Origin of the sequence: Synechococcus sp. CCY9201, assembly GCF_034931105.1 — a bacterium.
Lineage (GTDB): Bacteria > Cyanobacteriota > Cyanobacteriia > PCC-6307 > Cyanobiaceae > CBW1002.
The window spans coordinates 36,030-49,642 of the sequence record NZ_JAYGIC010000015.1 but is presented as its reverse complement, the minus strand read 5'-3'; the positions used below and the strand labels follow the sequence as shown (position 1 = coordinate 49,642).

The window sequence follows — 13,613 nt, the reverse complement described above, 5'->3', positions numbered from 1 at the left end:
TCGGATCAGGATCCGATCACTTGTTGGGCTGCGGGGTCATGCGCAGATAGGGCTTCACTTCCGTGACACCCTTGGGGAACTTGGTGCGGGCTTCTTCGGTGGGAATGGAGGGCACCACCACGCAGTCGTCGCCATCATTCCAGTTCACCGGTGTGGCCACCTGGTGGGAATCGGTGAGTTGAAGTGAATCAATCACGCGCAGGATTTCGTCAAAATTGCGACCCGTGCTGGCGGGATAGGTGATTTGCAGGCGCAACTTCTTGCTGGGATCGATGATGAACACCGACCGCACCGTGAGATTGTTGAGGGAGTTCGGGTGGATCATCCCGTACAGGTCGCTCACCGACTTGTCGGCATCCGCCAGAATCGGATAGTCGACGGTGGTGTTCTGGGTCTCATTGATATCACCGATCCAGCCCTTGTGGCTCTCGGCTGAGTCGACACTCAGGGCAATCGTCTTGACATTGCGCTTCTCCCATTCCGGGCGAAGGCGGGCTACTTCGCCCAGCTCCGTGGTGCAGACCGGGGTGTAGTCGGCGGGGTGGGAGAACAGGACGACCCAGCTGTTGCCGGCAAAGTCGTAGAGATTGATCGTACCCAGCTGGGAATCCTGGGTGAAATCGGGAACGGTGTCGCCGAGCTGCAGAGCCATGATCAGAGAAGTGTGGCAAGGGAAGGCCAGTTGCCGATCGTGGCACAGCAGCGGCTTCTTCGCGACCGCTACAGACTGAACTGACGGCACACCAGCCAGGGAACCAGGAAGGTCATGGTCAGTGTCAGGGGAACGCCGTAGCGAGCCACGTCGAGGAACCGATAGCGGCCCGGTCCGAACACCATCAGATTGGTCTGGTAGCCCACAGGGCTGAGGAAGCTCTGGCTGGCCCCGAACAACACGGTGAAAATAAAGGCCATCGGTGGCTGGCCGAGCCCGTTGGCCAGCTGGGCTCCGATCGGGATCAGCAGGGCCACGGTGGCCGCATTGCTCATCACTTCAGTCAGCAGGGTGGTGAACAGGAACACCACCACAAGAGCCCAGAACACCGACCAGGTGTGTAAGCCACTCAGCAGGGCCGTGGCGATCGCTTCAGCCAGCCCCGTTTTCTCGAGAGCCACGCTGAAACTGGCCAGGGAGCCCAGCAGCAGGATCACGTCCAGACGGATCGAGCGCTGCAGATCGCCGGGCCGGAGGCAGCCCGTCGCCACCATCGCCACTGTGCCGAGCAGCACCGAAGCCACCAGCGGCATCAGCTCAAAGCTGGGCAGAAGGATCACCAGCGCCGCGATCACAATGGCGTAGCGCTTGCGGCTCACGGTGGGGAGATCCTTTTCCAGCTGCTCCAGGACCACCAGGTCGTTGGTGGCCTGCAGGCCGCGGATGGCATCCCGGGGCGCCTGCAGCAGCAGCACGTCGCCTTCCCTCAGCACCGCCTGGCCGAGCTGTTCGCGCAGCACCGCATTGCCACGGCGCAGGGCCAGGACGGTGGCGTTGTAGCGCTGGCGAAACCGAAGATCCCGTAGGCAGTCTCCTGTCAGGGTCGATCCCGAGGGCAGCAACACTTCGACAGTGCGCTGGCTGCCCGGATCAATCCGAGCACCTTCTTCCTCATCCTGACTGGCCGGGGCCAGGCTGATCGTGTGGTCCTGTTGCAGCCGCAGCAGATCGTCGCGGCTGCAACGCAGCAGCAGGCGATCACCCGCCGCAAGGCTGCGATCCGCCAGGGGGGGCAGGAAGCGCTCGTTGCCGCGGTGCAGTTCGAGCACGTCCACGTCAAAGCGGCGCTGCAGGCGGCTCAGGTGCAGCGATTGGTTCACAAGCTCGGAGCCCTCTGGAATCAGAACCTCGGTGAGGTATCCGCTCCTGGCAAAGCTGCCCACCAGATCGTCGTCATCAATACCTCGGTTCGGGAGGAAGCGATCGGCCAGCAGCACCATCATGGTCCCGCCCACCAGCCAGACCCCCAGGCCGATGCCTGTGAATGTGAACAGATCGAAGGCTCCGTAACCGAGCTTCTCACTCACATCGCTGGCCAGCAGGTTCACGGAGCTGCCCAGCAGGCTGAGGGTTCCCCCCAGCACCGTGGCGAAGGAGAGGGGCAGCAGCACCTTGGAGGGGGCGATCCGGTGGCGATGGCACCAGCCTTCGATCACCGGCAGCAGGGTGGCCACGATCGGGGTGTTGGGGATGAAGGCCGACACCGGTCCCACCACCGCCACCATCAGGGTGATCATCCGCTTGGGGCTGCGCACCGCATCCGAGCCGATCAGACCCCGCAGGCGATCCAGGGCGCCGGAGCGAAACAGGGCAGCCGAGAGGGCGAACAGACCGATCAGAGTGATCAGAGCGGTGCTTCCGAACCCGGCCACCGCCTCTGCGGGCTTCAGGACTCCCGTGGCGATCAAGAGGCCGGCAGCCAGCAGTCCGGTCACCTCCGGTGCCAGCCAGCCTGTGATGAACAGAACGATCGCCAGGGCAAACACGACCAGGGTGATCAGCGCCTGGGGGTGCAGTGCCGTCTGAAGCAGGGCACTCATGACAGGCGTTCGATCGAGGAATCCGGCCAATCCTGCAATGCCGTCCGCAGCCCCTGGAGGCCCAGCCCTGCCGTGGCTGAGACGAACAGGGCCTGCGGCTCCAGGGCCAGAGCCCTCTCCAGCTCCCCTGCCGGGCAGCGATCGATCTGGTTGGCCACAAGTCGCCGTGGAACGCAGCTGCCGAGCGAATCGAGAATGGCGTTCACCGTGGCGATCTGTTCCGGCCAGCCTGGATCGCTGAGGTCCACCACCAGCAGCAGGCCATCGGCATCGAGGGTCTCCTCGAGGGTGGAGCGGAAGGCTTCGATCAGGGGCGGCGGCAGATCGCGGATGAAGCCCACCGTGTCGGTGACCAGCAGCGCCAGAGGTGGGCCGCTGGCGGGAATCAGGTCGATGCGGCGGGTGGTGGGATCGAGCGTGGCGAACAGCTTGTTCTCTGCCACGACTGCCTGATCGCCCTGGCGGCGGGTGAGGGCATTGAGCAGGGAGCTTTTGCCGGCGTTGGTGTAGCCCACAAGGGCCAGCCGGCGGAGGCCGTGGCGCTGCTGCCGCAGGCGGGCCCGGTGGGCGCTCAGCTGTTTCAGCTTGGCCTGGAGGTGGTCGATGCGGCGGGCGATGGCGCGCCGGTCTTTCTCGAGCTGGGTTTCGCCCGGCCCTCGTGTGCCGATGCCGCCCCCCTGGCGCGAGAGGCTCTGGCCCCGGCCGGTGAGCCGTGGCAGGCGGTAGCGCAGCTGGGCCAGCTCGACCTGCAAACGACCGGCGGCGCTGGCCGCCCGCTGGGCAAAGATGTCGAGGATCAGCTCGCTCCGGTCGCTCACCGGCAGATCCAGCAACCGCTCCAGGTTGCGGCCCTGCACCGGGCTGAGTTCCCGATCGGTCACCACCAGGCTGGCGCCGAGCCGCCGCGCTTCCAGGGCGGCCTCGCTGAGCTTGCCCTCGCCCCAGAGGCTCTGGGGGGACTCCTGCCGGCGGCGCTGGGTCACCAGTCCCACCGGTTCTGCCCCGGCGCTGCGGACCAGGCCCTCCAGCTCGGCGATCTCCCGGCTGGCCTGCTGCTGGTCATTCGGGGTGAGGACCAGCAGCAGAACCCGCTCCTGCCCAGCGGCTGGCGCTCCCCTGGCTGAAGGCCGATCGCCCGGCGCCATGGCAGCAGGGGCGGTGGAGGCGCAGGGCAGGCCGGCGGGATCACGGCCGCACAGATCGCCCAGATCCCCCTCCTCCAGGCCCTGCCAGGGCTGCCCGGCTCCGCTGGGCACGAACAGGCCGGCTGGCCAGTGCCCTCCGGCAGCGGGTTGATCCGGGAAGCGCAGCCACAGCCGCGGCGCCAGATCCAGCCCCACGATCCCTTCCTGGGTACCGGGTTCGAGCTTGCGGCTGCGTCCGCAGCAGGTGAGCAGACGCCAGTCTTCCCCCAGGCGTCGGCTCGATCCCGGCAGCCGCTCCAGCAGCCGGCCTGAGGTTTCCAGGGGGCCCACCCACAGCAGCCGGCCAAGGCCGCGGCCGTCCACCAGCAGGGTCAGCGGGGTTTCCAGCTCGTGGCTGAGCCCCGCCAGGCGCTGCAGCCCCAGCGTGTCGGCCGTTTCGTCCGGGCGATGGCGGCGATGACAGAGGCGCTCCAGCTGCCGCCGCTGGGCGGGGCGCAGCCCTTCGGTTCGCCCGGCCAGAACACCCTGTTTCAAGACCGATCCAGGCGCAGGCAGCGCACTCCGGCAGCGGCGGCTCCCAGCTCATCCTCCGGGCTGTCCCCCACGTGCCAGGCCTGCCCGGGCTCCAGCTGCAGCTGATGGAGCGCCTGCCGGAATGGCAGCGGCGAGGGTTTGGCGGCCCCGGCACTGCTGGACACCACAACCACTTCCAGCCAGCTGGTCAGGCCCAGCCCCTCCAGCAGGCCCTGGAGACGCTGGTCGAAATTGCTGACCACGGCCAGGCGGATCCCCAGGGTCTGCCAGCGGGCCAGACAGTCCGGCACCTCGGCGTAGACCATCCAGAGGGCTGGATCGGCGAAACGCTCGAACAGGGCGTGCTGCAGCTCCGGTGGTGCCACCACGCCGCCCGCCTGCTGCAGGGCCGTTGAGATCCGCTCCCCCCACCACTGCCGTTCAGCGGCCAGCAGCTCGGCGCCCTCCAGCCCCGGAAAGGCCAGGGGTGGAGCCTGCCGGTAGATCGCGCCGAAAACCCGGTCGATGGCGGTCGCCTCCACCGTGAGCCCGTGCTCAGCGGCCACGGCGGCGTAGGTGTGCCCCACCGACTGGCGCAGGGTGATCAGGGTGCCCATCGCATCGAGCAGCAGGGCCCGCGGCCGGGGCCAGGCTGCGGCCGTCTTCAGGTCAGCCTGCATCGCGCTCAGCGTCCATCGGTGAGCCAGCCGGCCGCCACCTTGAGTTGCAGGGGCAGGCCGGGCAGTCGGGTCAGGTAGGCCAGGCGCCGCAACTGGAAGGCCGCGGCGCCCGCCAAGGTGAAACCACCACCGGTGAGGCTGGCTTCGCCGAGCCCGAGGCTGATCATCTCGCCCAGGTCGTTCCAGTGGAAGGAGTCCAGCGGTTCGCCGGCCAGGGAGTGCAGCAGGTTGGCGGCAAGGCAGGGGGCCTGCTGAAAAGCCACCTGGGCATTGGCGGGGAACGGCTCGCCGTCCTCGTCGGCCACATGGGCGCCATCGCCGATCACAAAGACGTCGTGATGCCCCTGCAGCCGCAGGTCAGGCTGGCCGGGCAGGCGACCCAGGCGGTCGCCTGGCACGGGCGGGTTGAGGGCCGGTGGGCGGGCCTGGAAGCCGGCGGTCCAGATCACCGCTTCCGCCGGCAGACGTTCCTGCCGACCGGCCTCGTTGCCCGGCTCCGGCAGGAGGAGATCCAGGCCGCCGGGATGAATGGCCCGCACCCGGTTGCGGCAGCGCAGGCGCACATCGCGGCGTTGCAGGGCCAGCCGCGCCTGTTCGCGGTTGAAGGAGCGGGCCTGGGGCAGGAGATCCTCCCCCTGTTCGATCAGCTCGATCAGCGTGCTGCCGCCGAGCAGATCGGCCAGCTTGCAGGCCAGCTCCACACCGCTGGGGCCAGCCCCCACGATCGCCAGGCGTTGCAACGGCAGCGCCTGCTGCCGCAATTGCCGCACCAGCCCCTGGAGCCGTTCCACGTCATGAAGCGTGCGGAAGAAGAGGGCGTGCTCGAGGGCGCCTGGCACGTTGAAGGTGGCGGGTTGGCCGCCGCTGGCGATCACCAGGCGGCCATAGCGGAGTTCATGACCGCTGCGGGTTTTGAGCGTGTGCTGTTCGGTGTCGACCTGGTCCACCCGGTCCTGCAGCCAGGCGATGCCGCGGCTGGCCAGCAGGCTGTCGTAGCGGGGGGCGATCTCCCAGCTGCGCATCTCCTCACTGAGCAATTCGTACAGCAGGGGCTGGAAGACGAAGCGCTCGTTGGGTTCGATCAGCAGGATCGGCGGGTGATCGCGGTGCTGGGCCAGGGCCAGGGCGGTGTAGAGGCCACCGAAGCCGCCACCCACGATCACGATGCTGCGATCGATGGATCCCGTGGCCGACGACGTGTCAGGTGCGATGGGATCGGAGCTCACGTCGGACACGCTGGGTCGGGTATGGGGAGGGCTCGGACGGTGGGCCGCTGGCGAGGTTGGGAGCTGGTGATGCGGGCGGGGAGGGAGATGGGTGCAGGATTGGAAAACCTGTGTCCTGATCCAGACGTGCCCGATCGGCACCCTAACCAGCCGTTCCATCGGGGGCGATGATGGAGTCATGGTGACTGCCCCCGCCGCAACCCTCCCCGTTGACATGGCGGGGCGGTCGATCGATCTGGCCGCGGCCCGTGCCGACCTGGATCCGCTCAAGGCCCAGGAGCGTCTCCAATGGGCCTTCGATCGGTTTCAGGACGGTTTTGCGCTGACCACCAGCTTCGGGATCCAGTCGGCGGTGCTGCTGCACATGCTGAGCCGTCTGGATGGCGGTGCCTCCATCCCAGTGATCTGGGTGGACACCGGCTACCTGCCGCCCGAGACCTATCGCTACGCCGATCAGCTCACGGCCCGTCTGGGCCTCAACCTGCACGTGGCGCAGTCGGGGCTGTCGCCGGCCCGGATGGAGGCCTTGCATGGCCGGCTCTGGGAAACCGGCCGTGTCGAAGATCTGGAGCTCTATCACCGCATCCGCAAGGTGGAACCGCTGGACCGTGCCTTCGCTGAGCTGCAGGTGCGCTGCTGGGCCAGCGGTGTGCGGGGTGGCCAGACCGATCACCGCCGCAGCATGCAGGTGCTCGATCCGATCCGCCAGCGCTGGTCGTTGCGGCCCCTGCTGGTCTGGAGCAATCGCGACGTTTACTACTACATGGAGGAGCACGGTCTCCCCCAGCATCCGCTGTTCGAACAGGGCTACACGACCGTGGGCGACTGGCATTCCAGTGCCCCCGACGATGGCAGCACCATTGGCCGGGCCACGCGTTTTGGGGGGCTCAAGCAGGAATGTGGCATCCATCTGCCCGGATTGATGGGTGAGGGCATCTGAGCCGCTGGCAAGCTGGTTGTTGATCGGCAACAGCCGCTGGCACTGGGCCCAGCGACCGCCCGAACCAGGTGCCGCCCTGCGCTTCTGCCACACCACGCCTGAGGCTGGGTTTCCGGCGGGCGGCCTGAGGGCCTGGGCGGCGGTCGGGCCCGTTCCGGCCACTGCAATGGCCGGACTGGCCGGTGCCCCGCGGCTGGATCTGAGCCAGGTTCCGCTGCGGGAGATGCCTGCCTGGCTGGGTGTGGATCGGGCGCTGGCGGGGTGGGGGGCCTGGCGGCAGGATCACAGGCCCGTGCTGGTGGCGGATGCAGGCACGGCCCTGAGCCTCACGTTGGTGGATGGCACCGGCCGCTTTCGAGGCGGCCGCCTTCAGGCCGGTGTCGCCCTGCAGCTGCGGGCGCTGGCGGCAGGAACAGCGCGGTTGCCACGGATGGAGGCATGGCCTCCGATCCCTAGCGACAGCTCCCCAGTTGGCGCTGCTGCAGCCTGGCCCCAGGAGACCGCCGCCGCCATGGCCGAAGGCGTGGTGCGGGGTCTGGCGGCGGCGGTGGTGGCGGCCGCTGCGGAAGCTGTGGCTGTCTGTCCTGGATGCCGCCTCTGGCTCACCGGTGGAGACGGGGCCCAGCTGTTGCCCCTGATCGAGCCGGCCATGCCAGCGGCAGCACCGCTCCAGCTCATCCATGCCCCGAATCTCTGCCTGGAGGCTCTGGTGCAGCTGGAGGACCCTCAGGCCAGACCGAGATCTCCAAGGATCTGATCGGCCATTTCCTCCGCCTTGACCTTGAGGTAGACCAGCTCGATCTTCCCCTCTGGGTCCACCACGAAGGTGTGGCGCATCATGCCCATGTACTCCTTGCCCATGAACTTCTTGAGGCCGTAGCTGCCGTAGGCCTCGGCCACCGGGCAGGGCTCCGCATCGCTGAGCAGGGTGAAGGGAAGGGTGTACTTGTCGATGAACTTGGCATGGCTGGCGGCGCCGTCTTTGCTGATGCCCAGCACCGTGATGCCATTGGCGCTGAAGCTGCTCCACTGGTCGCGGAAATTGCAGGCCTCCTTGGTGCAGCCCGGTGTGTCGTCCTTGGGATAGAAGTAGATCACCACGCGTTGTCCGCGGAAGTCCGCCAGGCTCACGGACTTGCCCTCCTGGTCGGGCAGCGTGAAATCTGGTGCGGGATCACCGATCTGGAGGGCCATGGCAGGGCGGAGTTCGGAGGGGGTGAGCCTAGAAGCGGACCCCCAGCTGTGGCTGGTCTCCATGGTGACGCCGTCGGATGTGCTGGAGCGGCTGAGCCACCAGGAACGGAGCTGGTGCGCGAGTCTGGCGGAACCCCGCCGGAGCTGCTATGCGGCCAGTCGTGCCCTGTTGCGCGCCCAACTGGCGGAGCCCCTGCGCTGTGATCCAGCCGCGGTGCCCCTGCACAGCCCCCCTGGGGAGGCACCGCGTCTGGAGGCCGGGCACGGCTGGACCGGCATCAGTCACAGCGGTGCCGCCCTGCTGACGGCCTGGTCCCCCCGGCCGATCGGTGTCGACATTGAATCCCTGACCCGTCGTCTGGCGGCAGTCCCGTTGATCCAGCGTCACTTCCCTGCAGCGGAGCGTCGACAGCTTCTGGACGGCCCCTGGAGCCAAGATCCCGTAAGCCTGCAGCAGGCCGTGCTGACCAGCTGGGTGCACAAGGAGGCGGCGATCAAGTGGCGCCGCTCCAGCCTGGCTGCAGAATTGCATCATTGGTGCTTTGACCACGCCCGCTGCGAGCTTCGCCAGTTGGTTGATGGGGCCACTCCCCCCAGCTGCAGCGGTCAGCGGGGGGAGTGGCTGTGGGCGGCGGTAGGGGAGGGTGTGACGCGGGCCCACCTGCTGGGGCGGATGCCGTGATGCAAAGCACGTGCATTTTTTTCGCGCCTGTGCTGATATGACTCGCTGGCCAGGCGGCGTTGAAGGCGAATCGACAACATGAGGATCACGCGTCTCCGGGCACTCATGCGCCGCAATTTGCGACCCAGTCTATCGATGTGATCATTTGGTGACAATGCAGCGTCGGCCCCGGCTTGCTTCCCGGGCGGCCTTGCACCGTGTGGAGCTGGGACTGAAGAGATTGTCATTGCTCTGGTCTCGTTGGAATTCCTTCTGGTATCTGACCTGTCAGCAAGTCCGGAGATATTCGGTTGCGACTGGGCTGCGACGCTGATGGTGTAACGACCGCATTGCTGGTGTCCATCGTTCGGTGACGGGTTGAGGAGCAGGGGCTTGCAGCGTGGGCGTCTTTGCGGTTGAAGGCTAGTTTTGGAACGAAGTCCCCTTTTATGTCCCGTGCTGAAGCGCCTGCTTGCCGGTCTCGCCGTGGGAACGGCCCTCACCACCGTTGCTCTGCCGGCCTCTGCCGCAGTTGACAACGATCTTCCCGTTCGTTGGAACAGCGGCGGTGCCGTCTGGTCCACCAACCTTGATGCCTTCTCGACCTTTATTGATTCCGGTGATGTGACCGATCGCGGTCTTGCCAGCGGTCTGGCCCGCTCCGGCTGGACCTCCGAAGAGGTTCGCACCGGTCTGTCCAAGACGTATAGCGTCGACCTGGTCGGCGTCTCCCGTTTCCTCTATTCCGATAACGGAGTCAAGTTCCTCAAGAACGCCACCCGCAGCTACTTCCCCTACTGGACGATGAACACCTACGCCGTCCAGGCGCTGCGTTCGGCGATCATTGCCGATTCCGTGGATGGTTCGATCTCCTCGGCCGGGATCATGGCGGCCCTGCCTACTGACTTCCGCCTGGCTGATACCTGCAACACCTACGACGGAAAGCAGAACATCTGTGCAGAGGGTCGTTGCCAGGGTGAAGCGCAATGCACCTCCCTGCTGTCCTGGTACGTCTTCCTGCCCGCCTGCATCCAGGCCAACCAGATGGCCGATGCTGTGGCTGCTCCCCGTCAAGCCGCCCCCGCCCCGATGCCCGTTGAGCCCATCCGCGGCCTCTGGTGATCCTGGGCCGTGTTTGGTCCTTTCCGCCTCGGCTTCAGCCGGGGCTTTTTTGTGCCCATCCGCCCCTCCTGTGGCGTGGCTGTTCACGCTCCAGTGCGGCGGGCTAGCAGCAGCCGATGTTCGAGGCGCTGGGGCAGAACGGCATTCGGCAGGCCTTTCAGGTCCTGCAGCAGGAGGGCCAGGGCCTCGCCCTCGCCCTGCTCTTGCAGCCAGCGGCAATAGGCGCTGCCGGGAGCAAACCAGCGCTCCAGCAGGGATGGCGTGAGCGGCAGCGGCAGTGACTCCTCCCAGGCTTCGCTGTTGCATTCCCAACCCCGCTGACCCAGACCTGCCAAGGCCCAGCCCTCAGCGGCCAGCTCCTGCCGTAACCACTCCTGCTCCCGTGTCTCCAGGCGTGCCAGAACTTCAGACCCGACACCACCTCGGGCTGCAGATGGCTTGGGTTTCGCCATGGAAGTGCGCAGGCAGCGCAGGGCGCTGGCCGGCCCGATCATCGGTGCGCTGAACAACAGGCGGATCTCGGCCGCTGGGGCCGCCAGCTGGTCCAGCTGCTGCAGCCAGGTGCTCCAGCCGGAGGCCCCGATGTGCCGCAGTGGTTGGCGCGCCACGATCCATTCGAAACGCTCCTCCTTGTGCAGAAGGCCACTGGCGGCCCCGAGCCCTGCAGGGCCGGCCCCGAGCAGACGCGGCCGCTGCAGGCTGTCAAGCAGGGCCAGGTGGCTTTGAATCCTTTCTCTATCGTCGTCTGTGGCTGGGCCGATCACCACACCACCTTCCGGGACCCGCTGCAGGGGATCCAGCGCCCAGAGCAGCGATCGCGCCTCCAGGACAAGCACCCGGTCGGTGCGCTTCAGGCAAGCGTCTTTCCAGAATCGTTGCCGCAGTTGATCGAGCCTGGCGCCTTCGGCACTGGCCTGGCGCTGCAGCCATCGCTCGAGGCGGGGATCCTCCGGGCTGCTGGTGAGCAGCTCCCCGGCCTCCTCGGTGAGTTCCGCCGCCGCTCCCAGCTGGGCCGCCCGCCGCTCCTGCAGCCGCTGGCGCCGCTGCCCCTCCCAGCCCACCGCCCCTGGCTGCCAGAACACCTCGCCCTGCAGGGCGACTGGCAGGTACTGCTGGGCCACCCAGTGCTCGGCGTAGGCATGCGGGTAGCGGTAGCCGACCCCATCACCAAAGGCCTGCCCATCGCGGTTGGCATCGCGCAGATGGGCCGGTACCTGTTGCCTGTTGGCGGTGCGCACCACCTTGATCGCATCGAACACGCCCAGGGTGCTGTTGCTTTTCTCGGTGCCGGCCAGATACAGGGCCGCCTGGGCCAGCGGGTAGAGACCCTCGGGCAGGCCGATCCGTTCGAAGGCCGCGGCGCAGGCCTCCACCACCACGATGGCCATCGGATCGGCCAGGCCCACGTCTTCTCCGGCCGAGATCAGCATGCGGCGGAACAGGAAGCGGGGGTTCTCCCCGGCCTCCACCATCCGAGCCAGCCAGAACAGGGCGGCATCGGGATCGGATCCGCGCAGGGATTTGATGAAGGCGCTGATCGTGTCGAAGTGGGCATCACCCTGCTTGTCGTAAAGCACGGCCCGTTGCTGGATCGACTCCTCCGCGATCGCCAGATCGATGGTGACGGTGCCGTGCCGATCCGGTTCCGTCGTCTCCACCGCCAGCTCCAGGGCATTGAGCAGGCTGCGGGCATCCCCTCCGGCCACGTCGACCAGGTGCGCTGCGGCCTCGGGCAGCAGCCGGATCGCCCGGCCGCCATAGCCCCGCTCCACGTCCGTGAGGGCCCGCTGCAGCAGCGCCTCCAGATCGCCGCTCTCCAGCGGTTGCAGCCGGAACAGCCGCGAGCGGCTCACCAGTGCCTTGTTGACCTCGAAGTAGGGGTTCTCGGTGGTGGCACCGATCAGGGTGACGGTGCCGTTCTCCACCCAGGGCAGCAACGCGTCCTGCTGGGCACTGTTGAAGCGGTGCACTTCATCGATGAACAGGAGGGTGCGCAGGCCGTGCCGCTCCAGCCGGGCGCGGGCCTCCTCCACCGCCAGCCGCAGGTCCTTCACCCCCGCCAGCACGGCGTTGAGGCTGGTGAAGTGGGCGCGGGTGGTGGCCGCGATGATCCGGGCCAGGGTGGTTTTGCCCGTACCCGGCGGGCCATGCAGGATCAGGTTGCCCACCCGGTCGGCGCTGATGGCCCGGTGCAGCAGCCGGCCGGGCCCCAGAATCGACTGCTGGCCCACGAACTCCTCGAGGCGCCGCGGCCGCAGCCGATCGGCGAGGGGAGCAACCGCCGCGCGCCGCTGCTCGCTGTGATGGCTGAAGAGGTCACTCACACCGGCTGGTCCTGCTGCTGTGGACGATCCTGGCGCCAGCCACCCCCTCTGGCGGAGAGCTTCCACAGCCTTCAGAATGGCGCTACAGATCAGGGATGGACCTTGTTGGGCTTGAGACGCGCGACGGGATCCCCTAGTTGGACTTTGAGGGCGTCAGGCCGGTTCAACGCCACGGCCTCGAAGACCGCCTCCATGGCCGTTGCCCTGAGCACACTGCTCCTGGCGGCCTGTGACAAGCCCGCGCCTCCAGCGGCCAAGCCCCTGGTGGTGAGCACCGCTCCGGTTCAGATCGCTCCCTTCAGCGAGCGGGTGGAGACGGTCAGCACCCTTGAGGCCATTGATGAGGTACAGCTGGCCGCCCAGGCCGGCGGCAGGATCCAGCAGCTCGGCATTGGCCAGGGCGACAAGGTCAAGGCCGGCCAGCTGTTGTTGGTGCTCGATCAGGTTCAGCTCCAGGCTGACTTGGCCACCCTGCTGGCGAGGGAGGAAAAGGACAAACTCAATTACCAGCGTTACGAATACCTGGTACGTCAGGGTGCTGCCAGTGCAATCCAGCGCGATCAGTTCCGTGCTCAGTACATCGAGTCTCGCGAGGCCGTGCTGGCCAAGCGGGCCGATCTGGCGTTCCGAGATCTGCGCTCGCCGATCGACGGCACGGTGGCAGACGTTCAGGTGAAGGTGGGCGATGTGATCAGTGCCGGAGATCCCTTCACCCGCCTGATTCGCAATGATCGTCTCTTCGCCCGCATCGATGTCCCGGCGATCTTTTCCGATCGAATCCGCCCCGGTCTGCCGGTGACCCTCAAGCAGGCCGGCTCGGATCGGGTGCTGGTGGAGGGCCGGATCGACTCGGTCGACCCCAACGTGCTGGCGGGTTCCCAGGCCCTGCTGGTCAAGGCGGCGTTCGCCAATCCGGGCGGCGGCCTGCGCAACGGTCAGCGGCTGCGGGCCACCGTCGAGCTGGATCGGCGTCAGCTGCCCTCCGTGCCCTTCGCGGCTGTCACCCAGTCGTCTGGTCAGAGCTTCGTCTTCAGGGTCGGCACCCTGGCTGAACTGAAACTGCAGCCGGGCAAGGTGCCGATCGAGCAGTTGGAGGCTCTGCCGCCCAGTGCCCGCTTCGCCCTGCAGACGCCTGTGCAGCTCGGTGGTCTGCAGAACAATCGATATCCCGTGCTTCAAGGCCTGGATTCCGGCCGTCAGGTGATCACCAGCAACCTGCTCAACCTGCGCCACGGCATGCCGATCAAGGTCAACTAAGGCGGTCGCGTTCGCCTCC

General features: G+C 67.2%; 12 protein-coding genes. 5 read left to right on the top strand and 7 right to left on the bottom strand.

Annotated elements, in window-relative coordinates; all coding sequences use genetic code 11:
- Positions 1 to 16: 16 nt before the first annotated feature.
- The 5 genes from VB716_RS01465 to VB716_RS01445 form a co-directional block, all read right to left on the bottom strand.
- Positions 17 to 652 (bottom strand): peroxiredoxin, encoded by a 636-nt coding sequence (locus VB716_RS01465; protein WP_197158652.1) that lies wholly within the window; start codon positions 650 to 652, stop codon positions 17 to 19.
- Positions 653 to 720: 68 nt separating this feature from the next.
- The gene (locus tag VB716_RS01460; protein ID WP_197158653.1) at positions 721 to 2,532 is read right to left on the bottom strand and encodes an SLC13 family permease; all 1,812 of its coding nucleotides are present in this window, start codon (positions 2,530 to 2,532) and stop codon (positions 721 to 723) included.
- The gene (gene hflX / locus VB716_RS01455) at positions 2,529 to 4,211 is read right to left on the bottom strand and encodes a GTPase HflX (RefSeq protein WP_323269537.1); all 1,683 of its coding nucleotides are present in this window, start codon (positions 4,209 to 4,211) and stop codon (positions 2,529 to 2,531) included. The genes VB716_RS01460 and hflX overlap by 4 nt, the downstream gene beginning before the upstream one ends.
- Complete coding sequence (locus VB716_RS01450) at positions 4,208 to 4,870, bottom strand: HAD-IA family hydrolase (protein WP_323269535.1); 663 nt, start codon at positions 4,868 to 4,870, stop codon at positions 4,208 to 4,210. Before VB716_RS01450 ends, hflX begins: the two co-directional genes overlap by 4 nt.
- Positions 4,871 to 4,875: 5 nt before the next feature.
- The gene (locus VB716_RS01445) at positions 4,876 to 6,096 is read right to left on the bottom strand and encodes an NAD(P)/FAD-dependent oxidoreductase (RefSeq protein WP_231598200.1); all 1,221 of its coding nucleotides are present in this window, start codon (positions 6,094 to 6,096) and stop codon (positions 4,876 to 4,878) included.
- 178 nt (positions 6,097 to 6,274) lie between these two features.
- Between VB716_RS01445 and VB716_RS01440 the strand changes: the two genes are divergently transcribed.
- Both VB716_RS01440 and VB716_RS01435 read left to right on the top strand, forming a co-directional pair.
- The gene (locus VB716_RS01440) at positions 6,275 to 7,036 is read left to right on the top strand and encodes a phosphoadenylyl-sulfate reductase (RefSeq protein ID WP_197171821.1); all 762 of its coding nucleotides are present in this window, start codon (positions 6,275 to 6,277) and stop codon (positions 7,034 to 7,036) included.
- Positions 7,023 to 7,793 (top strand): type III pantothenate kinase, encoded by a 771-nt coding sequence (locus tag VB716_RS01435; protein ID WP_197158658.1) that lies wholly within the window; start codon positions 7,023 to 7,025, stop codon positions 7,791 to 7,793. The genes VB716_RS01440 and VB716_RS01435 overlap by 14 nt, the downstream gene beginning before the upstream one ends.
- On the opposite strand, the gene bcp is transcribed toward VB716_RS01435, so the two are convergent.
- Positions 7,763 to 8,230: a thioredoxin-dependent thiol peroxidase gene (gene bcp / locus VB716_RS01430; protein ID WP_197158659.1), complete on the bottom strand. Its 468-nt coding sequence runs from the start codon at positions 8,228 to 8,230 to the stop codon at positions 7,763 to 7,765. The two genes, VB716_RS01435 and bcp, sit on opposite strands and share 31 nt — an antisense overlap.
- A 61-nt stretch (positions 8,231 to 8,291) precedes the next feature.
- Between bcp and VB716_RS01425 the strand changes: the two genes are divergently transcribed.
- Together VB716_RS01425 and VB716_RS01420 are read left to right on the top strand one after the other, a co-directional pair.
- A complete protein-coding gene (locus VB716_RS01425; protein WP_197158660.1) occupies positions 8,292 to 8,912 on the top strand; it encodes a 4'-phosphopantetheinyl transferase family protein in 621 nt (206 codons plus the stop codon).
- Between the two features lie 435 nt (positions 8,913 to 9,347).
- Positions 9,348 to 10,013: an alpha/beta hydrolase gene (locus VB716_RS01420; protein ID WP_197158661.1), complete on the top strand. Its 666-nt coding sequence runs from the start codon at positions 9,348 to 9,350 to the stop codon at positions 10,011 to 10,013.
- Between the two features lie 83 nt (positions 10,014 to 10,096).
- Here the strand turns inward: VB716_RS01420 and VB716_RS01415 are convergent, their stop codons facing one another.
- Complete coding sequence (locus tag VB716_RS01415; RefSeq protein WP_197158662.1) at positions 10,097 to 12,337, bottom strand: AAA family ATPase; 2,241 nt, start codon at positions 12,335 to 12,337, stop codon at positions 10,097 to 10,099.
- A 192-nt stretch (positions 12,338 to 12,529) separates the two neighbouring features.
- On the opposite strand from VB716_RS01415, the gene VB716_RS01410 reads away from it, so the two are divergent.
- The gene (locus tag VB716_RS01410) at positions 12,530 to 13,594 is read left to right on the top strand and encodes an efflux RND transporter periplasmic adaptor subunit (protein ID WP_197158663.1); all 1,065 of its coding nucleotides are present in this window, start codon (positions 12,530 to 12,532) and stop codon (positions 13,592 to 13,594) included.
- Positions 13,595 to 13,613 lie beyond the last annotated feature (19 nt).